We start from the raw sequence: 21,193 nt of genomic DNA, 5'->3' as shown, positions 1-21,193 counted from the left end.
ATTTTAGCAATTTGGGTTGTTATCAAAGTGTTATGCCTGGTATGTGTTATCTTTAATATTAACCCTGAGGAGGATCAGGGCATGCCATCCCTGTGATAAAGGAGGAGCTATGTCGTCAACCCTACGAGCAGCCAGTAAGGATACGCTACAGGTCAAAGATAAAACCTACCATTACTACAGCTTGCCGCTGGCCGCTAAAGAACTGGGCGATCTGACCCGTTTGCCCAAATCGCTTAAAGTTCTGCTGGAGAATCTGCTGCGCTGGCAGGACGGTGACTCGGTCACCGCCGAAGATATTCATGCGCTGGCAGGCTGGCTTGAACACGCTCATGCTGACCGGGAAATTGCCTATCGTCCGGCGCGCGTGCTGATGCAGGATTTTACCGGCGTACCCGCGGTGGTGGATCTTGCGGCAATGCGTGAGGCGGTCAAACGCCTGGGAGGCGATACGGCGAAGGTCAACCCGCTGTCGCCGGTGGACCTGGTTATCGACCACTCGGTCACCGTCGATCGCTTCGGCAATGACGATGCGTTTGAAGAAAACGTCCGTCTTGAGATGGAACGCAACCACGAGCGTTATGTTTTCCTGCGCTGGGGACAGCAGGCGTTCAGCCGCTTCAGCGTCGTGCCGCCGGGTACCGGCATTTGCCACCAGGTTAACCTCGAATACCTTGGCAAAGCGGTCTGGAGCGAAGAGCAAAATGGCGAATGGGTTGCCTGGCCCGACACGCTGGTCGGTACCGATTCACATACCACGATGATCAACGGCCTGGGTGTGCTGGGCTGGGGCGTCGGCGGTATTGAAGCGGAAGCCGCAATGCTGGGTCAGCCGGTCTCGATGCTGATCCCGGATGTGGTGGGCTTTAAACTGAGCGGTAAGCTCCGTGAAGGCATTACCGCCACCGATCTCGTGCTCACCGTCACCCAGATGCTGCGTCAGCACGGCGTCGTGGGTAAGTTTGTTGAGTTTTACGGCGATGGCCTGGATTCGCTCCCGCTGGCCGACCGCGCGACCATCGCCAATATGTCGCCTGAGTACGGTGCCACCTGCGGCTTCTTCCCGATTGATGCGGTAACCCTCAGCTACATGCGTCTGAGCGGGCGCAGCGATGAACAGGTGGCACTGGTGGAAGCCTATGCCAAAGCGCAGGGAATGTGGCGTCAGACGGGCGATGAGCCGGTCTTCACCAGTACCCTGGCGTTGGATATGGGAACTGTCGAAGCGAGTCTCGCCGGGCCAAAACGGCCGCAGGACCGCGTGGCGCTTGGCGACGTGCCGAAAGCCTTCGCCGCCAGCAGCGAGCTGGAGGTTAACCTGACGCAAAAACAGCGCCAGCCGGTCGACTATACGCTGAACGGACAGCAATATTCGCTGCCCGACGGCGCGGTGGCGATTGCCGCCATCACTTCCTGCACCAACACCTCCAACCCCAGCGTGCTAATGGCCGCCGGCCTGCTGGCCAAAAAAGCCGTTGAGCTGGGACTGAAGCCGCAACCGTGGGTTAAAGCCTCTCTGGCGCCAGGATCTAAAGTGGTGTCCGATTATCTGGCCCACGCCGGGCTGACGCCGTATCTCGATGCGCTGGGTTTCAACCTGGTCGGGTACGGGTGTACCACGTGTATCGGTAACTCCGGCCCGCTGCCGGAACCGATCGAAGAGGCGATCAAAAAAGGGGATTTAACCGTCGGCGCGGTGCTGTCCGGTAACCGTAACTTCGAAGGGCGTATTCATCCGCTGGTGAAAACCAACTGGCTGGCATCACCGCCGCTGGTGGTGGCCTACGCCCTGGCCGGGAATATGAACGTCAATCTGACCCGCGATCCGCTTGGCACCGGCAAAAATGGTCAGCCGGTCTATCTGAAGGATATCTGGCCGAGCGGCTTTGAGATCGCCCAGGCGGTTGAGCAGGTCACAACCGACATGTTCCACAAAGAGTACGCGGAGGTGTTTGAAGGAACGCCAGAATGGAAAGCCATTCACGTCGATCGCTCGGATACTTACGACTGGCAGGAGGATTCGACCTATATTCGCCTGTCGCCATTCTTTGACGAGATGGGGGTTCAGCCTGAGCCGGTGGAAGATATTCACGGCGCGCGTATTCTGGCGATGCTCGGCGATTCGGTCACCACTGACCACATTTCTCCTGCCGGGAGTATCAAGCAGGACAGCCCGGCCGGACGCTATTTGCAGGAACACGGCGTCGCGCGCGCTGACTTTAACTCCTACGGTTCCCGCCGCGGCAACCATGAAGTGATGATGCGCGGCACCTTTGCCAACATCCGTATTCGCAACGAAATGGTGCCGGGCGTGGAAGGGGGGATGACCCGACATCTGCCGGGCAGCGAGCCGATGGCGATTTATGACGCGGCAATGCGCTATAAAAATGAGGGGATCCCGCTGGCGGTGGTGGCCGGGAAAGAGTACGGCTCAGGATCCAGCCGCGACTGGGCGGCGAAAGGCCCGCGGTTGCTGGGCGTGCGGGTGGTGATCGCCGAATCATTCGAGCGTATTCACCGTTCCAACCTGATCGGGATGGGGATCCTGCCGCTGGAGTTCCCGCAGGGCGTCACGCGTAAAACGCTGGGGCTGAACGGCGAGGAGCGGATAGATATCAGCAATCTGCAGGCCTTGCAGCCTGGCGCGACGGTTCCGGTGACCCTGACGCGGACGGACGGTACACAAGAGGTGATCCACTGCCGTTGCCGCATCGATACCGCCACCGAACTGACCTACTATCAGAATGACGGTATTCTGCATTATGTGATTCGCAACATGCTGTAAAAAAAAGGGCCAGCAAGCGCTGGCCCTTCATTTCTGCCGATTTATTTATTCAACAGATGCCCCATTTTGGCGGCCTTGGTGTCCAGATAGTGGGCGTTTTTCGGGTTGCGCCCGACAATCAGCGGCACGCGTTCAACGATATTAATCCCGGCTTCGCTGAGAATTTCCACTTTTTTCGGGTTGTTGGTCAGCAGACGCACCTGGTCGACGTGGAGCAGTTTGAACATATCTGCGCACAGCGTAAAGTCGCGCTCGTCTGCCGCAAAGCCCAGCTGATGGTTGGCTTCCACGGTGTCATAGCCCTGATCCTGCAACGCATAGGCGCGAATTTTATTCAGCAGGCCAATGTTGCGGCCTTCCTGACGATGGTACAGCAGGATACCGCGCCCCTCTTCGGCAATATGCGACAGCGCCGCTTCGAGCTGAAAACCGCAATCACAACGCAGACTAAAAAGGGCGTCGCCCGTTAAGCACTCAGAATGTACGCGAGCAAGGACGGGGGACTGGCCCGAAATATCGCCGAAGACCAGCGCGACATGATCCTGCCCGGTTGCCAGTTCTTCAAATCCCACCATCAGGAAATCGCCCCAGGGGGTTGGCAGTTTGGCTTCTGCCACACGTTTAAGCTGCATGTGATTCTCCAGATTCTGTCAGCACCTGAATGTGCTTTCTGTTTGGCGCTATTTTGCCACAGTGGCGCGACGTTCTCCTAATTACGCACGGCTGCCTGCGCGTAAAGCGCACAAACGCACCACTTTCCGTTATGATAGTCGGAAGAAGAGATAAGGAGATAAGATGCTGTCGATCGCCAGACGAACCGCCATCGGTGCGGCATTGCTTATGATTATGCCCGGCATGGTGTGGGTATCCGGCTGGAAGTGGCAGCCAGACCTTCCGCAAGCGTGGTTAAAACTGCTCTATTGGGTGACCGAAAGCGTGACCCAGCCGTGGGGCATCATCACCCATACGGTTTTATGCGGCTGGTTTCTGTGGTGCCTGCGTTTTCGTCTGCGCGCCGCGGTGATGCTGTTTGTGATTCTGGGGGCGGCGATTCTGCTGGGGCAGGGCATAAAATCCTGGATCAAAGAGCAGGTACAGGAGCCGCGTCCTTTTGTGGTTTGGCTGGAAAAGACCCGTCAGGTGCCGGTCGATCAATTCTACGCGTTAAAACGCAAAGAACGCGCTAAACTGGTGCATGAGCAGCTGGCGCAAGAGCAGGATATTCCTCGATTCCTGCGCAAGCACTGGCAGAAAGAGACCGGTTTTGCTTTTCCGTCCGGGCATACGATGTTTGCAGCCAGCTGGGCATTGTTGGGTGTCGGACTGCTGTGGCCGCGGCGACGCTGGGTGACCATCGCCGCGCTGCTGACGTGGGCGACGGCCGTAATGGGCAGCCGCCTGGCGCTTGGCATGCACTGGCCGCAAGATTTGCTGGTCGCCACGCTTATTTCCGGGCTGCTGGTGACGCTGGCCACCTGGCTCACCCAGCGGCTGTGCGGTCCGCTTACGCCGCCGGGAGAAGAGGCGCAGGAGATTAAGACACGGACGATAAATCAGGGATAACGTTGATTTTCGCGCCAGACGGACGCATATCCTGACAGGGTGTCATGCTTTTCCATTTCACCGCTGCAGCGAAAATGATACTTTATAGGGCTGAACGCGGGATTTTTTCGCTCAACCCACAAAACGGGAAGTAGTGTGAAATATTTACTGATTTTCTTACTGGTATTAGCCATCTTCGTCATCTCCGTGACGTTAGGTGCACAGAATGATCAACTGGTCACGTTCAACTATTTGCTCGCGCAGGGTGAATTCCGTATTTCGACGTTGCTGGCAGTGCTCTTTGCCGCAGGGTTTGCTATTGGCTGGCTGATTTGCGGCCTTTTCTGGCTGCGGGTTCGCGTTTCTCTGGTTCGCGCTGAACGTAAAATCAAGCGTCTTGAACATCAGATTGCGCCCACCAACGCCGCGCCGGCCGACGCAGGTGTTCCTGCGGTGAAGGAATAATCATTTATGCTGGAGTTGTTGTTTCTGCTTTTGCCCGTTGCCGCTGCTTACGGATGGTATATGGGGCGCAGAAGTGCACAACAGTCCAAACAGGACGACGCTAACCGCCTGTCGCGTGACTACGTGACCGGGGTAAACTTCCTGCTGAGCAACCAGCAGGATAAAGCGGTGGATCTGTTCCTCGACATGCTGAAAGAGGATACCGGTACCGTTGAGGCCCACCTGACGCTGGGTAACCTGTTCCGCTCCCGCGGTGAGGTTGACCGGGCTATCCGTATTCACCAGAGCCTGATGGAAAGCGCCTCGCTGACCTACGATCAGCGGCTGCTGGCCGTTCAGCAACTGGGGCGCGACTACATGGCCGCCGGTCTTTACGACCGCGCGGAAGATATGTTCAAGCAGCTGGTGGATGAGACCGATTTTCGCCTCAGCGCGCTGCAGCAGCTGCTGCAAATCTATCAGGCCACCAGCGACTGGCAATCGGCTATTGATGTTGCCGAGCGGTTAGTGAAGCTGGGTAAAGAAAAACACCGGGGTGATATTGCCAACTTCTGGTGCGAGCTCGCGCTGCAGCAGATGGCGAACAGCGATATGGATAAAGCGATGTCGCTGCTGAAAAAAGGGGCCGCGGCTGACCGCAACAGCGCCCGCGTGTCGATTATGATGGGCCGGGTATGGATGGAGAAGGGCGATTACGCAAAAGCGGTAGAGAGCCTGGAGCGGGTCATCAATCAGGATAAAGAGCTGGTGGGCGAAACGCTCGACATGCTGCAGACCTGCTATCAGCAGCTGGGTAAACCCGATGAATGGGAGCTCTTCCTGCGCCGCTGCGTTGATGAAAACACCGGGGCAACCGCGGAGCTGATGCTGGCGCAAATTCTCGAACAGCGCGAAGGCGTGGAGGCTGCGCAGAGCTATGTTACTCGTCAGCTGGAGCGACATCCGACGATGCGGGTCTTCCATAAGCTGATGGACTACCACCTCAATGAAGCCGAAGAGGGGCGCGCGAAGGAGAGCCTTGGCGTGCTGCGCAATATGGTGGGGGAGCAGGTCCGCAGTAAACCGCGCTACCGCTGTCAAAAGTGCGGCTTCACCGCTCATACCCTGTACTGGCACTGCCCGTCCTGCCGTTCGTGGTCAACGATTAAACCGATTCGCGGTCTCGACGGACAATAGTTTTTTAAAAAAACGCACTTTAGTTACAACATACTTATCGGTTTTTAACACTTGCTCCCTGTAACGCCAGCGCTGCCATCGCCCGGCAGGCGGCAAAAAGCAGCCTGTCAATTTCCCTTCATCGCAGGTAGAATGCTGCCCGTTTACCTTTTTTGCGCCAAAACGGCGCCCATCAACAATTAAGGTCTGGTCATGACGTCTACTGCTTCATCTTCGCCTCGCGTTGTCACATCCTCTCCCGTTGTTGTTGCGCTCGATTATGATAACCGCGACAAAGCGCTGGCCTTTGTTGACCGCATTGATCCACGCGACTGCCGCCTGAAGGTGGGCAAGGAGATGTTTACGCTGCTGGGGCCACAGTTTGTTCGCGACTTGCATCAGCGTGGTTTTGAGGTCTTCCTCGACCTGAAATTTCATGATATCCCGAACACCACTGCGCGCGCGGTAGCCGCTGCGGCAGAACTGGGCGTCTGGATGGTCAATGTTCATGCCTCTGGCGGTGCGCGAATGATGACCGCAGCCCGCGAAGCGCTGCTCCCGTTTGGCCAGGATGCGCCGCTGTTGATTGCCGTGACCGTCCTGACCAGCATGGAAGCCAGCGATCTCCAGGATCTTGGTATCACGCTTTCTCCCGCCGATCATGCGGCAAAACTGGCGGCGTTAACGCAGCGCTGCGGGCTGGACGGCGTGGTCTGTTCTGCGCAGGAAGCGGCGCGCTTCAAGCAGGAGCTGGGGCAGGCCTTTAAGCTGGTGACGCCCGGAATTCGCCCGCAGGGCAGCGATGCCGGAGACCAGCGTCGCATCATGACGCCGGAACAGGCGCAGGCAGCCGGCGTAGACTATATGGTGATTGGTCGTCCGGTGACTCAGTCTGCGGACCCGGCGGCGACCTTACGCAGTATCAATGCGTCACTGACTAAGGGGGCATAATGACCGATTCCAATAGTCGCCTGGTGTATTCGACGGAAAGCGGCCGTATTGACGAACCCAGGGCGGTGGTTGAGCGCCCTAAAGGCGATGGCGTGGTGCGCATTCAGCGTCAGACCAGCGGCCGTAAGGGGAAGGGCGTATGCCTGATCGTCGGTATCGACCTGGATGATGATGCGCTGGCAAAACTGGCCGCTGAGCTGAAAAAGAAGTGCGGCTGCGGCGGGTCGGTGAAAGATGGCGTAATTGAAATTCAGGGCGATAAGCGTGATTTGCTTAAATCACTGCTGGAAGCCAAAGGCATGAAAGTTAAGCTGGCCGGCGGTTAATGAACAACAAGGCCACGGTAAATACCGTGGCCTTGATTTTTAGCCGGTGCGTAAGTCTGTAAGTCTACCGATGCGGATTATTTTTATCGTTGATCCGGTTCAGGCCTTATTTACCAACCTGGTGACCGATAATCCCACCAACCGCTGCGCCACCCAGGGTGCCCAGGGTGCTGCCATCGGTTAATACTGCGCCGCCGAGTGCGCCCGCGCCGGCACCGATTGCGGTATTACGATCGCGTTTGGACCAGTTGGAACATGCGCTCAGAGACATTACTACGGTAACGGCCAGAACAGCTGCAGCCATTTTTTTGCTCATTGAAGTCATCATAATTTTCTCCTGAATAATCTATTCATGGATACAACTTCCTTAAAGCATAGCGTGATGCCAGATTTTAAGGGCTATTCCATGAAACTTAAGTTGCGCAGGTGTTACTTTAATCACGCGGGTGATAGTCACTTCCTGTTATATCGCTAACATTAATTCTACTTTTTTTTAATTTTACCGGCAGGTAAAAACTCTTAATTGCGGTCTCGGAAAACTCTCAGACAGGGCTTCATGCGGCCTGCGCCCACGCGAGTGGGCGGCGGGGTAGAAAAAACGCCGGGTGAAAAAGAAAGTCGGGATGAATTCAGGAAAAACTGACAATATCGACGGTGAGCCCGCTTTCTGTCAGCTGTTGGCGGGCATCATCGTGCAGACTGCTGTCGGTAATAATGCGGCTAAAACGCGCCATCGGACCGAGCGGATAAGGGTGCACGACGCTGAACTTCGAACTGTCGCTCAGGACAATCGCCTCACAGCCCTTTTCAAGGACCGCATTGACCACATCCGCGCGCATCATATCCCTGCCGGTAAACCCGGTTTCCGGCTGCCAGCCATCGATGCCAATAAATGCTTTGCTGAAGTGGACCTGCTGAATAAACTGCCGCGTGAGCGGGCCGACCATACTTTCGCTGCGCTTCTGGTAGATTCCGCCGAGCAGAATGACCTCCCCAGGCGTCTCTTTAAGCAGATGCGCAATATAGCTGCTGACGGTGATGATGGTAATGTCGCCGCGCTCGGCAAGCGTACGGGCGAGGAGGGCGTTGCAGCTGCCGTTTTCGATAAATACCGTCTCACCGGCGTTGACCAGCTCAGCGGCGCGCGTAGCCAGTTCACGTTTGATCGAGAAATGGGTCATCATACGGGTTTCGACATCTTCGCTATCCAGCGGTACGGCGAAACCATGCGTCCGGCGCAGATAGCTCTGCTTTTCCAGTAAATTCAAATCCTGACGAATCGTCACTTCAGAGACACCGGTCATTTTCGCGAGATCGGCCACGCTCATGCGGCCTTTATCGATGACCATTTGTAAAATACTTTGTTGTCGGGCGTTCATAGCAACATCACAGTTAGGGGGCTATTTTAGCTGACAATCGACATCATTGATCGATTGTGGCGATATGGGCGATCAGATTTCCCAGGGCGCTTTGGGTTGGCCGGGTTTCGCTTCCGGCTCATCGGCAGAAAGCGCCTGAAGTTCCGCTTTGAGGATCTCCAGATTATGAATCGCAGAGTGATAATCGCCGGCAACCAGAATATCCAGCACGGTATCGATACGTTGGGCGAGCAGGCGGGCATTCAGATCAGACATAGCATTATCCTGGTTACAAAAACGAATGAAATCAATGATGCAAAAAACAGATGAAAAAGAGAAGAGAAAAAAACGCACAACGTAAATCATCTGCGATAGATAGTCAGGAAAACGAGGGAAAACGGGACAATATCAGACCACGCGGGAGAAAAATAAGCGGCCCCTGATAACGGGAGCCGCTGAAGACGGCTATCAGGCGAACGGACGCGCGATGACGCTGCGGGTTTCCATCCGGACTTCGGCAATCTTGACGTCGATGACGTCGGTAACTTTGTAGACGGTCTCGCCTTTGATCTGCACGGTACCGTTTTCCTGGCTACAGACCAGCTCATCACGAACGGCGTGCAGGAACGGCGCCGGGATAAAGGCTACGGCGCCGTTATCCACCAGGCGAACGCGCATTCCGCCCCGGCTGATATCGATAATTTCCGCGGCATAGCGCGTATCGGTACCTGCCTGCGGGCTCAGATAGCGGGCGTACAGCCAGTCACCAACATCGCGTTCGGCCATGCGGTTCAGGCGACGGCGCTCGGCCATCTGTACGGCAATCTCATCTTGCGGACGCGTTGCCGTTTCACCTTTGATGATCGCTTTCAGCAGACGATGGTTAATCATGTCGCCATATTTACGAATCGGTGAGGTCCAGGTGGCATAGGCTTCAAGGCCAAGGCCGAAGTGCGGACCCGGTTCGGTGCTGATTTCCGCGTAGGACTGGAAGCGACGAATGCGGCTGTCGAGGAAACCCGACGGCTGGGCATCAAGCTCGCGACGCAGTTTGCAGAAACCGTCGAGCGTCAGCACTTCAACCGGATCAACGTGGACGTCGTGGGTCTTCAGCAACGTGGCCAGTTGTTCGGTGTTGGCCGGATCAAAGCCGGTATGCACGTTATAGACACCAAAGCCCAGCTTGTCGCGCAGAACGCGGGCCGCGCAGATGTTTGCCGCAATCATTGACTCTTCGACGATGCGGTTGGCGATGCGGCGCGGTTCGGCAACGATATCCAGCACCTCGCCTCTCTCACCCAGCACGAAACGGTAGTCCGGGCGGTCCTTGAACACCAGCGCATGGGTTTTACGCCATTCGCTGCGGCGCAGACAGACATCCTGCAGCAGTGTGATCTGCTGAGCGATAGACTCGCTCTCAGGCTGCCAGCTGCCGGTGTTTTCCAGCCAGTCAGAGACGTTGTCGTAGGCCAGTCTGGCTTTTGACTCAATGGTCGCGGCGAAGAATTCGATATCGTCTTCAATCGTGCCGTCAGCCGTCAGGATCATGCGGCAAGCGAGGACCGGACGCACTTCGTTGGCGCGCAGAGAGCACAGGTCGTCAGACAGCTCGCGCGGCAACATCGGGATGTTAAAGCCCGGCAGATAGTTGGTGAAGGCGCGAATTTTTGCTGCTTTGTCCAGTTTGCTACCTTCGGCAATCCAGGCGGTCGGATCGGCAATCGCTACGGTCAAATGCAGCGTGCCGTCGGCGGCGGCTTCGACATACAGCGCATCGTCCATATCTTCGGTGCTGGCGCTGTCGATGGTAACGAAGTCCAGCGCCGTTAAGTCACGACGTTCCAGACCTTCATCCAGCATCTCGGTCGCAACGCCGTCCGGGGCTTCTTTTTCCAGATTGTGGCGAGCCAGGGTAACCCACCACGGAACGAAATGATCGTCGCTGAAGGTAATAAACTGGGTTAATTCGGCATAAAAGCCGCGGTCGCCTTTCAGCGGATGACGGCGCATTTCAGCAACGGCCCAGTCACCCTCTTTAAAATCATGGCTCACGCTACGATCGGCGCGGCAGGGTATGGCGTCTTTCAGCAGCGGATGATCGGGAACGATCGACAGTCGGTCATCTTTCTTATGCACTTTACCGACGAAACGGGTCAGGAAAGGTTCAATCAACTCTTCCGGCTCGGCGCTTTCACGTTCTTTTTCAGTGTGGATCACGGCGCTGATGCGGTCGCCATGCATCACTTTTTTCATTTGCGGCGGCGGAATAAAGTAGCTTTTCTGCGCATCAACTTCGAGGAAGCCAAAACCTTTTTCCGTCCCCTTAACGACCCCTTCAACACGAGGAGTCTGGGAATGCAGTTGCTGTTTAAGCTGCGCTAGCAGCGGGTTGTCCTGAAACATAATTAGGTATTTTCGTGGCTAAAAGAGCGGCTGACATTTTTACGCGATAATGCCTGTTGCAGCAAGCGATGTTTGGCATTTTACGTCTGTTGACGAACCATCCCGAGGGCGATTTTCAGACGATTCATCCAGCCACACACGCCGCTCCACGCCAGAATATCGATAATCTGCGCATGGGAAAGCCCATGTTCAGCGAGGGGCGTTAATTGCGCCGCGCTGAAACGGTCGGGCGCCCGGGTTAAAAGCTGTACCGCCTGCAAGATGATGCGCTCGGTGGGATGGCTTTGTTCCCAGGCTTCTGGCGCGCGCTCATCGTTGCGTAACGTCTCAGTAAGCAGCGGGGAAACTGACCCGGTTTCAGCCCAGGCGTTAAAACAGCTGGCGCTACCGTTAATGCGCGCGGTCATCAGCGCCACCAGCGAAGCAAAAGGCTGATTCACGCTCAACTGGGCGAGTAATTGGTGCTGGGCTTTGAGTATGGTTTCGTGGGCCGCAAGCAGCGGCGCCAGCTCAGACAGACCTGGATGCGGTAGCCAGTCGGCCAGCAGCGCCTGGCGCTCGTCATTGGCATAGCGGAGATCGGTATCGTTGATGTCAGGTGTCCAGGTCAACTGACCGATCGTAAAATCGTCTGCCGGCGCATCTTCCTGCTGCGGCATGCCGGGCATCCAGCGCACCGGAAAGCCGAGGCTGGCGTGAAACGCGGCAATTGCGCGCGCCTGGAAACCGACAAAGCCCACAATTTGATTAATGAGAATCATATCGCGGCTGGTTAATCCGACCTCATCCAGCTGGCTGCGGGAAAGGGTGTTAATGACCGAAGGCGAACCGGCCAGCTGGCGGGCATATTGGGTCATTTGCGCCAGCCGGCGGTTGCTCTCACGTGAAGAGTCCGGTCCCGGCAGCGGCGCCAGTCGGGCGGCATAGTGATTACACAGCCGCTGCACGCCATACACCTGAGCGACGGTCAGCGCCGTGCTCAGACGGTCATAAGCGCTAACGGTTTGTAGGCGATTGACGACGACGGAGGCAGGGAAGAGCGCATCGGCCAGACATCGCGCTGGGGCCAGCCAGCCCGCATGCGCGCGCAGCCACTCTTCCGGTAACGTCAGATCGAGTAAAAAGCGATCTTCGACATGGGCGGCTTCAGGGACGAGCGGCAGCACATCCACCGGGCAGATTGTTGACTGGGTTTCATGATACCAGTGGTTTTTGCCATAAACGCGGCGTTGCTCCATGGGCGTTCCTTGATCGGTATGTGGCGAGCCGCACTTCCGTGGGCCATATATGCATAACTATCCTGGCGTAACCCTGAAGCGGGAGAAAATATTGATACGTGCTAACAAATAGCTGTTTGGAATAACAGGGGTGAATGTAGGTCTCTGGAATGCAGGGAATGCAGGGAATGCAGGGAAGAGCGGGATGCCGCGATGGCAATCCCTCCTCACGGGGTGAGGAGGGAACGGAACTTATTTCAGTTCCAGCTCGTTCATTGCCGCGATGCTGAAACCGCCATCGACGTGAACGACTTCACCGGAGATACCGGCAGACAGGTCGGAGCACAGGAAGGCTGCGCTGTTACCCACGTCTTCGATAGTCACGGTACGGCGAATCGGGGTAACCGCTTCGCAATGCGCCAGCATTTTACGGAAATCTTTAATGCCGGAAGCTGCCAGCGTACGGATTGGACCCGCAGAGATGGCGTTGACGCGCACGCCTTCCGGACCCATCGCGTTCGCCATGTAGCGCACGTTCGCTTCCAGAGAGGCTTTTGCCAGACCCATAACGTTGTAGTTAGGAATCGCACGCTCTGCGCCCAGGTAGGAGAGCGTCAGCAGGGCGGAACCCGGGTTCAGCATACCGCGGCAGGCTTTCGCCATCGCCACAAAGCTGTAGGCGCTGATATCGTGAGCGATTTTGAAACCTTCGCGGGTGACCGCGTTGACGTAGTCGCCGTCCAGCTGATCAGCCGGCGCGAAGCCGATTGAGTGAACAAAGCCGTCAAATTTCGGCCAGACTTTAGTCAGTTCAGCGAACAGAGAGTCGATGCTCTCATCTTCAGCCACGTCGCACGGCAGTACGATGTCAGAACCCAGTGCCGCAGCAAATTCTTCCACACGACCTTTCAGTTTTTCGTTCTGATAGGTGAACGCCAGTTCAGCCCCTTCACGGTGCATTGCTTGCGCAATACCGTAGGCGATGGACAGTTTGCTGGCAACGCCAGTGACCAGAATGCGCTTACCGGAAAGAAAACCCATAGCTTTAATCCTTATCGTTATTGCTTATTTTTACTTTAACAATCATGGGGTTAAGGTTGTTATTTCAAAATAACTCAAATTTAGCCGAGAATTATATCCCACTGACGACCCCTTGTGTCACGATATTTTCGTGCCTTAACGCGTAATGACGGCCGGACACACTCCAGTATATCACCGGATATCAGGCTCGTTTTACGCCTCTTACCCGGCGTTGAGTCGGCTAACGACGGGTTATGCCGGCCAGCAGAAGCCGGGCATCAGGCGAGAGCGGAATCAGGGCGCCGGGCGACTGACTCTGCCACCAGAGCCCTGAGCGCGCGTCATAGCGTTCGCCGGCAAGCTGCCAGTATCCCTGAAGTACCCAGGCAATGCCTTCGCTGCCGGGATGCTGTTCGCCGGAGACTACGCTGACCTGCGCCGCCGCGCGGGTACGTTGCGTCATAATGTTAAAATCCAGCCCCGGCGCGGCAATGCCTTCGCTGCCCAGCGCCCATTCGCCGGAAAATGCCCACGGCTCCCAGCGTCTCAGATGATGATGAATCCCGTCGCCGCGCAGCCAGAGCGGCTGCCCTTCAATTAAGGTAATGACCCGGTCAATACCGCTGAACCGGGAAAACGGTCCGTCGTTCTCCAGCGTGGCCACGCTGGCTCGCCAAAGAAACGGGGCATCGGAGTCAGGCGAGGGCACGCTGACAATTTCACGCGTTTCGCCGCCGCCGTTTTTCCACGGAGTCCTCGGCAGGGAAGAGAAGTTAAAGGGAGTTATCATCGCAGTTTCACCATCGCCTTGTCGCTTTGTGTAAAGTTTTGGCTACACATGGTTTTCAATTCGATCACAAATTATTTACAGTGCAGCTCACAAATCCATCATCAGGAGGGTGTGCTGATTTGTCAATGCTTGTATATACATGCTCTGTCATCTGAATTTTACGCCCGGCTGGCACCGCCAGAGCGGCATGACTTAAATGAAATCAGGAGAATTATCATGAAGCAGAGCATCACTTTTCGCCAGGTCTGTCTGACAACCCTGTTTTCAGGACTCTTGCTCTGCGGCAGTTCGGCCAATGCCAAAGAGTGGAAGTCCATCACCATCGCAACGGAAGGGGGTTATGAACCCTGGAACCTGACGCTGCCGGGCGGCAAGCTCAGCGGCTTCGAACCGGAACTGATGGCCAATCTCTGCCAGCGCATGGGCATGGAGTGCAAGCTGGTCGTGCAAAACTGGGACGGAATGATCGCCGGACTCAACGCCGGAAAATACGATGTGATTATGGATGCCATCGTCATTACGCCGGAAAGAAAACAGGTGGTCTCCTTCACGATCCCCTACGCCGCAACACCGGCGTCATTTATCGCGGTAAAAGGCACGTTGCTGCCGCCGGCGAGCGGGGCCAACCACACCATCAAGCTTAACGATGATGAAAAAGAGATTCAGGCGGCGATTGCGCCATTAAAAGCGGCCCTGAAAGGAAAAACGATCGGTATCGCTTCCGGCACCGTGTATACCCCGTTCATCGACAAATACTTCAAAGATGTGGCCGATATTCGGGAATACAGCAATTCAGCGGACGCTATTTTGGATCTCCAGGCCGAACGTATTGATGCCGTCTTCGACGATATTACCTTCGCCAACACCACGCTTGCGCGTCCGGAAAACAGCAACCTTAACTTCAGCGGCCCGCAGCTGAGTGGCCCCATCTGGGGCGAGGGCGAAGCGATGGGCGTTCGTCACGCCGATGCCGATTTAAAAGCGAAGCTGGATACCGCGATTCAGGCCGCGCTGGCGGACGGAACGGTGAAAAAGCTGAGCGAAAAATGGTTTAAAAGCGATGTCACGCCATAAGTGAGGTTGAAGATGCTTAGTCTGCTGAGTTTTGGTGAGAACGGTTGGGGCACGCTCATTCTGAGCGCGACGCTGACCACGCTGCTGTTGTCTCTCGCCGCGTTAGCGGTCGGCGCGGTGGTCGGCGGCATGATTGCCGCAGCAAAGCTGTCGCCACACGCCCCCGTGCGTTGGTTAGGCTCCGCCTATTCGGTTGTCTTCCGCGGCATTCCTGAACTGCTGGTCATTTACCTGTTCTATTTTGGCGGTTCTGGACTGGTTTCGGCGATTGGTCAGCTGTTTGGCGCCGATGGCTTTATTGAGGTGCCGCCGTTTCTGATTGGCTCGCTGGCTATCGGCTTAATTTCCGCCTCTTATCAGGCTGAAGTTTACCGCGCGGCGCGCCTGGCGCTGATGCCCGGTGAAGTCGAGGCGGCGTCGGCAATCGGCATGCCGCGCTGGCGGATTTTTCAGCGCATCATGCTACCGCAGATTGCCCGCTATTCGCTGCCTGGGCTGTCAAATGTCTGGCAGATGAGCCTCAAAGATTCGGCGCTGGTCTCGGTGACGGGGATTGCGGAGTTAATGCGCGCCAGCCAGATTGCCGCTGGCTCCACCCGCGAATACTTCCTGTTCTATGTGATTGGCGGCGGCTGCTACCTGATACTCACCCTGGTGTCCAACCGGGCGTTTATTCGGGCGGAACTTCGCCTGAATCGCGCCTGGCTGCGTCGCGCCGCGGCTCAGGCTTAAGGAGAGTTTATGTTTATCGACGTTGCGTTTCTCAGCGATACGTTCCTGAAGCTCTGCGCCGCGCTGCCGGTTACGCTGGGGCTGTTTATCTGTTCTTTTCTCTGCGGCGGTGTACTGGCGGTGGGGGTTCTGGCGCTGCGCATGAGCCGCTGGCCGCTACTCAGCAGTTTTGCTAAAGGCTATATTCTGCTGTTTCGCGGTTCGCCGCTGCTGATCCAGCTGTTTCTTATCTATTACGGACTGGGACAGTTTGGCGTGATTCGCCACAGTTTTCTGTGGCCGCTGCTGCGCGAGCCGTTTATCTGCGCGGTGCTGGCGCTGGCGCTGTGCACCGCCGCCTACACCGCTGAAATCCTGCGCGGCGCGCTGCTGGCGGTGCCCTCTGGTCAGATTGAAGCCGGACAGGCCTGCGGGATGTCCCGTTTTCTGCTGCTGCGACGCATCATCGCCCCGGTGATGCTGCGCTATGCGCTGCCGGCCTATTCGACCGAGGCGATTTTGCTGGTGAAATCCACCGCGCTGGCCAGTCTGGTGACGGTGTGGGATGTGACCGGCGTGGCGCAGCAAATTATCCAGAGAACCTACCGGACGATGGAGGTCTTTCTCTGCGCCGCGGTTATCTATTTGCTGCTCAACTTTATCATCGTGCAGCTTTATGCGTTGCTTGAGCGTCATCTGACGCCGCATACCCGGCAAACCCCTGCCACCGTAGCACTCAAACCGGCCACCAAAGGAGAATAGTATGCACGATCCCCGTCCCGTGACGCTGTCCGTCAGCGATATCCATAAATCCTTTGGTTCACTTGATGTGCTGAAGGGGATTTCTATCCAGGCGCAAAAAGGCGATGTGATCTCGATTCTGGGCGCCAGCGGTTCAGGTAAGAGTACGCTTTTGCGCTGCATCAACCTGCTGGAAACACCCGATGCGGGCGTGGTCAGCGTGGGGGGTGAAACCATTGAGATGAAGCACCATGCGCGCGGCCACCGGCTAGCGGCCAACCCTAAGCAGATAGAACGTCTGCGTTCGCGGCTGGGGATGGTGTTTCAAAGCTTTAACCTGTGGTCGCATATGACGGTGCTGCAAAACGTGATTGAAGGGCCGCATTATGTCCTGAAGCGCAGCAAGCAGGAGTGTATTGAACAGGCAGAACAGCTGCTTGACCGCGTCGGCATGCTGAACCGCAAGGATTTTTACCCGGCCCAGCTTTCTGGCGGTCAGCAACAGCGCGTAGCGATAGCCCGGGCGCTGGCGATGGATCCGGAGGTCATGCTCTTTGATGAGCCGACTTCGGCGTTAGATCCGGAACTGGTGGGGGAAGTATTGAAAGTGATGCGTAGCCTGGCGGAAGAGGGGCGCACGATGCTGGTGGTCACGCATGAGCTGGGGTTTGCCCGCCATGTCTCCAACCGCGTGGTGTTTATGCATCAAGGCACCATTGACTGCGACGGTCCGCCGGAGGCGCTTTTCGGCGCGCATGGGTCGCCGCGTTTTCAACAGTTTATCTCCAGCCATCATCAACCAGGACAATCCGTATGAATCAACAGGTGCTGTGGGGCGACGCCCCGTTATGCTGGCAGGATGTCGTGCAGGTCGCCAGAGGCCAGGCGCAACTGGCGCTCAGCGCCGGCGCCTGGGAGCGCATCGCACAGGGGCGGGCGATTGTTCAGCATATTATCGACGCGGGGCAGATAGCCTACGGGATTAATACCGGCCTCGGGGCCTTGTGCAATATCACTCTGCCCGAAGAGCAGCTGAGCCAGCTATCGCGCAATACGCTGCTGAGCCACGCCTGCGGCGTCGGTCCTCTGCTGGACGACGCGCAGACGCGGGCCATTATGTGCGCCGCCGTCGCCAACTACAGCCATGGCAAATCCGGGATTTCCTGCGCCATCGTGCACCAGCTGCTCGCCTTTCTGAATCAGCAAATCACGCCGCAGGTGCCCTCGCAAGGTTCGGTGGGCTATCTGACGCATATGGCGCATATCGGTCTGGCGCTGATGGGGATCGGCGAGGTGAGCTGGCAGGGGCGGGTGGTACCGGCTGCCGACGCGTTGGCACAGGCGGGACTTGCCCCCATTTCGCCAGGGGCGAAAGAGGGATTAAGCCTGGTCAACGGGACGCCGTGTATGACCGGGATGGCCTGTCTGGCCCTCGACGATGCCAGCCAACTGCTGGACTGGGCCGATGTCACCGGCGCAATGAGTTTTGAAGCTCTGCGCGGACAAATCGTGGCGTTTGACGCCGAGATCCTGGCATTGAAGGCCAGTCCTGGAATGCAGCAGAGCGGAGCCCGATTACGTCAGCTGCTGGCCGATAGCCCGCTGTTGAGCGCCAGCCAGGGGATACGCACCCAGGATGCGCTCAGTCTGCGTTCTATGCCGCAGGTGCACGGCGCCTGCCGCGATCAGTTCGCTCATGCCGAGCGGCAAATTAACACCGAGCTGAACGCCTGCACGGATAATCCCTTGATTCTCGGCACCCTCGAGAACTGGCGAGTGGTGTCGCAGGCGCATCCGCATGGGGAATCAGTCGCCATGGCCTGTGATGTGCTGGCGATTGCGATGGCTGAACTGGGCGCTATCGCCGAGCGGCGTCTGGATCGTCTGGTTAACCCGCTAATCAGCGGCCTGCCGGCATTCCTGGTGGCCAAACCCGGGGTGAACTCCGGCATGATGATCGCCCAGTACGTAGCGGCCTCGCTTTGTGCGGAGAACAAGCAGCTGGCGCAGCCGGCGGTGCTCGATAATTTTGTGACCTCGGCGCTGCAGGAAGATCACCTGAGCCTGGGGACCGGCGCTTCGCTAAAGCTACAGCGCCTGCTGGCTAACCTGTATCAAATTATGGCAATCGAGTATCTGCTGGCCGCTCAAGGGCTGGAGTTTCATGCTCAGGACATGCTGGCAGCCGGCACGCGTCACGCGCTGGCGCTGCTGCGACAGAGCGTGGCGACATGGGAAGACGATCGCTGGCTGGCGCCAGAAATAGGCAAAGCGGTCGCGACCATCAAGCGCCATCGGGCAGACTGGCTGGCATAGCGGCTGAACGGTCAATAACAGCAGAATATAAAAATAAAATACATCAATAACAATAAGCTATAGCGGGGAAACGATGTCTTCTTTTTCACCAGCCGACCGCCAGTCAGCCCATCGCGAGCAGGGGATAACGGAATCGCGGTCGATCGATTATATTCCCGATCATGAACGCCATGGACATCCCTTTAGCCAGTTTACGCTGTGGTTTGGCGGTAATCTGCAGATTACCGCCATCGTCACCGGTGCGCTGGCGGTGGTGCTGGGAGGCGATGTTGTCTGGTCGCTGATTGGGCTGTTGGTGGGGCAGGTGCTCGGCGCGGCGGTGATGTCGCTGCATGCGCTGCAGGGGCCGCGCCTGGGGTTGCCGCAGATGATCATCAGCCGGGCGCAGTTTGGCGTGTTTGGCGCCGTGGTGCCGCTGGTACTGGTGTGCGTGATGTATGTCGGCTTTTCGGCCAGCGGTACCGTGCTGGCCGGTCAGGCGATGGCAAGGTTGCTGTCGATCTCTGACGTGGCCGGTATGCTGCTGTTCAGCACGATCATTATTGTGATTGCCGTGCTGGGCTATCGCGTCATTCATAAGCTGGGCAAAGTGGCGAGCGTGGTCGGGGTGCTGGCGTTTGTCTATCTGTTTGTGACGCTGCTGCTGTCTGCCAATCTGCCGGCGATCGCGCAGAATAACCATTTCTCACTGCCGATGTTTTTACTGGCCGTGTCGTTATCGTCGTCATGGCAGATTGCATTCTGCCCCTACGTTTCGGATTACTCTCGCTATCTGCCGCGTAATGTCTCGGGCGCGAAAACGTTTTTGTGCGTCTTTAGCGGGACGGTGCTGGGCACGCAGGCATCGATGACGCTAGGCGTTCTGACAGCGGCCATCGCCGGCAGCGCGTTTTCCGGTCATGAAGTGAGCTTTATCGTCGGGTTAGGCAAAAGCCAGCTGATGGCGATGGTGATCTACTTTGCGATCTGCTTTGGCAAAATCACCTTCACCACCTTGAATGCCTACGGCAGCTTTATGTCGCTGAGCACCATCGTTTCCGGATTTCGTCGTCAGGCTGCGCTGTCGAAGAGGGCGCGCATTCTCTTCGTGGTGCTGATGGTGGCCATCTCATGCGTGATTGCGTTGTTGAGCGAGCCCGCGTTCTTAAAGAACTTCACCCATTTCCTGCTCTTCCTGCTGGCGTTTTTTGTCCCGTGGAGCGCGATCGGTCTGACCGACTACTATCTGATCTCCGCGGGCGCCGTGGATATTCCCGCGCTGTCCGATCCGCAACAGCGTTACGGATACTGGAATCTCTACGCGATCGCGGTCTATATCGTCGGCGTGCTTATCCAGCTGCCGTTTATTGAGAACCCGCTGTATCACGGCTCGCTGACGTGGCTGTTTGCCGGCAACGATGTCTCCTGGATTATCGGCTGGTTCGGGACCGGGGTTCTTTACTACACGCTGCGTCGCTTTGACCGTCGCGTGCTGCCGACGCAGAGCGTGTTCCCGAACTAGAGCCGACTGAGCCGCTGCCGGCGCCGATGATTATTTACCGTCTTTGCGCCAGGCATCGGCGGTCAGCGCCTCGCCAAAGTGGCCGGCAATCAGGCGTCGGGTGAGGTCGTGCAGCGGTGACGCCAGCACATCGGCGGTGCTGCCGCGCTCGACGACCTCGCCCTGATGCATCACCAGGACCTGATCGCTGATATGCTTCATCATCCCCAGATGCTGGGTCACGTAGATATACGAAATCCCCTGTTTCTCCTGTAGCTCCAGCATCAGGTTGATCAGCTGCGAACGCATCGACATGTCCAGCGACGCCAGCGCTTCATCACAGACGATCACTTTAGGACGCAGAATCAGCGCGCGCGCGAGGCCCAGACGCTGCTTCTGGCCGGGAGCCAGCATATGCGGATAGTAGCTCACGTGGTCCGGCAGCAGGCCGACCATTCGCAGCGTCTCAATAATCTGCTTCTCTCGCGCCTCCGGTTCGAGGTCGGTATTCAGGCGCAGCGGGAAGTCGAGGATTTGCGAAATACGCTGCCGCGGGTTCAGCGAGGTCGAAGGGTCCTGAAAGATCATGCGGATACGCTGACTGCGGAAAGAGTAGTCGCCAAACGTCAGCGGATGATCGTCAATCAACAGCTCGCCGGATGTTGGCTCGATCATGCCCGCCAGCATTTTCGCCAGCGTCGATTTTCCTGAGCCGTTCTCGCCGATAATCGCCAGCGTCTGGCGCTCGCGCAGCGTAAAACTGAGCGGTTTCACCGCTTCCACCATCTGACGACGAAACCAGCCGGTACGGTAGCGAAAGGTCTTACTCAGATTACGGACTTCGAGCAATGTTTCGACCATT

At 57.1% G+C, this 21,193-nt stretch carries 21 protein-coding genes; 12 read left to right on the top strand and 9 right to left on the bottom strand.

Annotated elements, in window-relative coordinates:
- Positions 1 to 109 precede the first annotated feature (109 nt).
- Positions 110 to 2,782: an aconitate hydratase AcnA gene (gene acnA / locus AC007G_RS13165; RefSeq protein ID WP_142631113.1), complete on the top strand. Its 2,673-nt coding sequence runs from the start codon at positions 110 to 112 to the stop codon at positions 2,780 to 2,782.
- A gap of 41 nt (positions 2,783 to 2,823) precedes the next feature.
- On the opposite strand, the gene ribA is transcribed toward acnA, so the two are convergent.
- Positions 2,824 to 3,414, bottom strand: coding sequence for a GTP cyclohydrolase II (ribA, locus tag AC007G_RS13160; RefSeq protein ID WP_004861045.1), 591 nt, complete (start codon positions 3,412 to 3,414; stop codon positions 2,824 to 2,826).
- Between the two features lie 163 nt (positions 3,415 to 3,577).
- Here ribA and pgpB point away from each other — a divergent pair, with 163 nt between their 5' ends.
- From pgpB to yciH, 5 genes are all read left to right on the top strand, one after another.
- A complete protein-coding gene (gene pgpB, locus AC007G_RS13155) occupies positions 3,578 to 4,345 on the top strand; it encodes a phosphatidylglycerophosphatase B (protein WP_032688108.1) in 768 nt (255 codons plus the stop codon).
- 135 nt (positions 4,346 to 4,480) lie between these two features.
- Positions 4,481 to 4,789, top strand: coding sequence for a LapA family protein (locus AC007G_RS13150; protein ID WP_004861050.1), 309 nt, complete (start codon positions 4,481 to 4,483; stop codon positions 4,787 to 4,789).
- Between the two features lie 6 nt (positions 4,790 to 4,795).
- Positions 4,796 to 5,965: a lipopolysaccharide assembly protein LapB gene (gene lapB, locus AC007G_RS13145; protein WP_032688106.1), complete on the top strand. Its 1,170-nt coding sequence runs from the start codon at positions 4,796 to 4,798 to the stop codon at positions 5,963 to 5,965.
- 192 nt (positions 5,966 to 6,157) lie between these two features.
- Positions 6,158 to 6,895 (top strand): orotidine-5'-phosphate decarboxylase, encoded by a 738-nt coding sequence (pyrF, locus tag AC007G_RS13140; RefSeq protein WP_032695883.1) that lies wholly within the window; start codon positions 6,158 to 6,160, stop codon positions 6,893 to 6,895.
- Positions 6,895 to 7,221: a stress response translation initiation inhibitor YciH gene (gene yciH / locus AC007G_RS13135; protein WP_032688103.1), complete on the top strand. Its 327-nt coding sequence runs from the start codon at positions 6,895 to 6,897 to the stop codon at positions 7,219 to 7,221. The genes pyrF and yciH overlap by 1 nt, the downstream gene beginning before the upstream one ends.
- A gap of 106 nt (positions 7,222 to 7,327) precedes the next feature.
- Here yciH and osmB read toward each other — a convergent pair whose 3' ends face one another.
- The 7 genes from osmB to AC007G_RS13100 form a co-directional block, all read right to left on the bottom strand.
- Positions 7,328 to 7,546, bottom strand: a complete 219-nt coding sequence (gene osmB, locus AC007G_RS13130; protein WP_032688354.1) for an osmotically-inducible lipoprotein OsmB — start codon at positions 7,544 to 7,546, stop codon at positions 7,328 to 7,330.
- 304 nt (positions 7,547 to 7,850) lie between these two features.
- Positions 7,851 to 8,600 (bottom strand): DNA-binding transcriptional regulator YciT, encoded by a 750-nt coding sequence (yciT, locus tag AC007G_RS13125; RefSeq protein WP_142631112.1) that lies wholly within the window; start codon positions 8,598 to 8,600, stop codon positions 7,851 to 7,853.
- A gap of 72 nt (positions 8,601 to 8,672) precedes the next feature.
- Complete coding sequence (locus tag AC007G_RS13120; RefSeq protein ID WP_004861074.1) at positions 8,673 to 8,855, bottom strand: YciZ family protein; 183 nt, start codon at positions 8,853 to 8,855, stop codon at positions 8,673 to 8,675.
- A 192-nt stretch (positions 8,856 to 9,047) separates the two neighbouring features.
- A complete protein-coding gene (locus AC007G_RS13115) occupies positions 9,048 to 10,982 on the bottom strand; it encodes an exoribonuclease II (protein WP_142631111.1) in 1,935 nt (644 codons plus the stop codon).
- 80 nt (positions 10,983 to 11,062) lie between these two features.
- On the bottom strand, positions 11,063 to 12,220 hold the full coding sequence (locus AC007G_RS13110) for a carboxymuconolactone decarboxylase family protein (RefSeq protein WP_128320105.1): 1,158 nt from the start codon (positions 12,218 to 12,220) through the stop codon (positions 11,063 to 11,065).
- Positions 12,221 to 12,451: 231 nt separating this feature from the next.
- Positions 12,452 to 13,240, bottom strand: a complete 789-nt coding sequence (fabI, locus tag AC007G_RS13105) for an enoyl-ACP reductase FabI (RefSeq protein ID WP_004861084.1) — start codon at positions 13,238 to 13,240, stop codon at positions 12,452 to 12,454.
- Between the two features lie 220 nt (positions 13,241 to 13,460).
- Positions 13,461 to 14,009 carry a HutD/Ves family protein gene (locus tag AC007G_RS13100; protein ID WP_064793110.1) on the bottom strand — a complete coding sequence of 183 codons (549 nt, stop codon included), beginning with the start codon at positions 14,007 to 14,009 and terminating at the stop codon, positions 13,461 to 13,463.
- 216 nt (positions 14,010 to 14,225) lie between these two features.
- Here AC007G_RS13100 and AC007G_RS13095 point away from each other — a divergent pair, with 216 nt between their 5' ends.
- From AC007G_RS13095 to AC007G_RS13070, 6 genes are all read left to right on the top strand, one after another.
- Positions 14,226 to 15,083 carry a transporter substrate-binding domain-containing protein gene (locus tag AC007G_RS13095; protein WP_032700162.1) on the top strand — a complete coding sequence of 286 codons (858 nt, stop codon included), beginning with the start codon at positions 14,226 to 14,228 and terminating at the stop codon, positions 15,081 to 15,083.
- Positions 15,084 to 15,095: 12 nt separating this feature from the next.
- Positions 15,096 to 15,815: an ABC transporter permease gene (locus tag AC007G_RS13090; RefSeq protein ID WP_479466609.1), complete on the top strand. Its 720-nt coding sequence runs from the start codon at positions 15,096 to 15,098 to the stop codon at positions 15,813 to 15,815.
- Between the two features lie 9 nt (positions 15,816 to 15,824).
- On the top strand, positions 15,825 to 16,556 hold the full coding sequence (locus tag AC007G_RS13085; RefSeq protein WP_142631110.1) for an ABC transporter permease: 732 nt from the start codon (positions 15,825 to 15,827) through the stop codon (positions 16,554 to 16,556).
- 1 nt (position 16,557) lies between these two features.
- Positions 16,558 to 17,352: an ABC transporter ATP-binding protein gene (locus AC007G_RS13080; RefSeq protein WP_032688094.1), complete on the top strand. Its 795-nt coding sequence runs from the start codon at positions 16,558 to 16,560 to the stop codon at positions 17,350 to 17,352.
- Positions 17,349 to 18,851: an HAL/PAL/TAL family ammonia-lyase gene (locus tag AC007G_RS13075; protein WP_032700161.1), complete on the top strand. Its 1,503-nt coding sequence runs from the start codon at positions 17,349 to 17,351 to the stop codon at positions 18,849 to 18,851. Before AC007G_RS13080 ends, AC007G_RS13075 begins: the two co-directional genes overlap by 4 nt.
- Before the next feature lie 124 nt (positions 18,852 to 18,975).
- The gene (locus AC007G_RS13070; protein WP_180889129.1) at positions 18,976 to 20,352 is read left to right on the top strand and encodes a purine-cytosine permease family protein; all 1,377 of its coding nucleotides are present in this window, start codon (positions 18,976 to 18,978) and stop codon (positions 20,350 to 20,352) included.
- A 30-nt stretch (positions 20,353 to 20,382) separates the two neighbouring features.
- Here the strand turns inward: AC007G_RS13070 and sapF are convergent, their stop codons facing one another.
- Positions 20,383 to 21,192, bottom strand: coding sequence for a peptide ABC transporter ATP-binding protein SapF (gene sapF / locus AC007G_RS13065; RefSeq protein ID WP_032688092.1), 810 nt, complete (start codon positions 21,190 to 21,192; stop codon positions 20,383 to 20,385).
- Position 21,193: the final 1 nt, after the last annotated feature.

The organism is Klebsiella sp. CSG-1, assembly GCF_056521145.1.
This window is presented reverse-complemented; position numbering and strand designations above follow the sequence as displayed.

Excerpts from the sequence above, each read along its gene's own strand:
- acnA (WP_142631113.1), top strand. The coding sequence starts at position 110 with ATGTCGTCAACCCTACGAGCAGCCAGTAAGGATACGCTACAGGTCAAA.
- ribA (WP_004861045.1), bottom strand. The coding sequence starts at position 3,414 with ATGCAGCTTAAACGTGTGGCAGAAGCCAAACTGCCAACCCCCTGGGGC.
- pgpB (WP_032688108.1), top strand. The coding sequence starts at position 3,578 with ATGCTGTCGATCGCCAGACGAACCGCCATCGGTGCGGCATTGCTTATG.
- lapB (WP_032688106.1), top strand. The coding sequence starts at position 4,796 with ATGCTGGAGTTGTTGTTTCTGCTTTTGCCCGTTGCCGCTGCTTACGGA.
- pyrF (WP_032695883.1), top strand. The coding sequence starts at position 6,158 with ATGACGTCTACTGCTTCATCTTCGCCTCGCGTTGTCACATCCTCTCCC.
- yciH (WP_032688103.1), top strand. The coding sequence starts at position 6,895 with ATGACCGATTCCAATAGTCGCCTGGTGTATTCGACGGAAAGCGGCCGT.
- osmB (WP_032688354.1), bottom strand. The coding sequence starts at position 7,546 with ATGACTTCAATGAGCAAAAAAATGGCTGCAGCTGTTCTGGCCGTTACC.
- yciT (WP_142631112.1), bottom strand. The coding sequence starts at position 8,600 with ATGAACGCCCGACAACAAAGTATTTTACAAATGGTCATCGATAAAGGC.
- AC007G_RS13120 (WP_004861074.1), bottom strand. The coding sequence starts at position 8,855 with ATGTCTGATCTGAATGCCCGCCTGCTCGCCCAACGTATCGATACCGTG.
- AC007G_RS13115 (WP_142631111.1), bottom strand. The coding sequence starts at position 10,982 with ATGTTTCAGGACAACCCGCTGCTAGCGCAGCTTAAACAGCAACTGCAT.
- AC007G_RS13110 (WP_128320105.1), bottom strand. The coding sequence starts at position 12,220 with ATGGAGCAACGCCGCGTTTATGGCAAAAACCACTGGTATCATGAAACC.
- fabI (WP_004861084.1), bottom strand. The coding sequence starts at position 13,240 with ATGGGTTTTCTTTCCGGTAAGCGCATTCTGGTCACTGGCGTTGCCAGC.
- AC007G_RS13100 (WP_064793110.1), bottom strand. The coding sequence starts at position 14,009 with ATGATAACTCCCTTTAACTTCTCTTCCCTGCCGAGGACTCCGTGGAAA.
- AC007G_RS13095 (WP_032700162.1), top strand. The coding sequence starts at position 14,226 with ATGAAGCAGAGCATCACTTTTCGCCAGGTCTGTCTGACAACCCTGTTT.
- AC007G_RS13090 (WP_479466609.1), top strand. The coding sequence starts at position 15,096 with ATGCTTAGTCTGCTGAGTTTTGGTGAGAACGGTTGGGGCACGCTCATT.
- AC007G_RS13085 (WP_142631110.1), top strand. The coding sequence starts at position 15,825 with ATGTTTATCGACGTTGCGTTTCTCAGCGATACGTTCCTGAAGCTCTGC.
- AC007G_RS13080 (WP_032688094.1), top strand. The coding sequence starts at position 16,558 with ATGCACGATCCCCGTCCCGTGACGCTGTCCGTCAGCGATATCCATAAA.
- AC007G_RS13075 (WP_032700161.1), top strand. The coding sequence starts at position 17,349 with ATGAATCAACAGGTGCTGTGGGGCGACGCCCCGTTATGCTGGCAGGAT.
- sapF (WP_032688092.1), bottom strand. The coding sequence starts at position 21,192 with ATGGTCGAAACATTGCTCGAAGTCCGTAATCTGAGTAAGACCTTTCGC.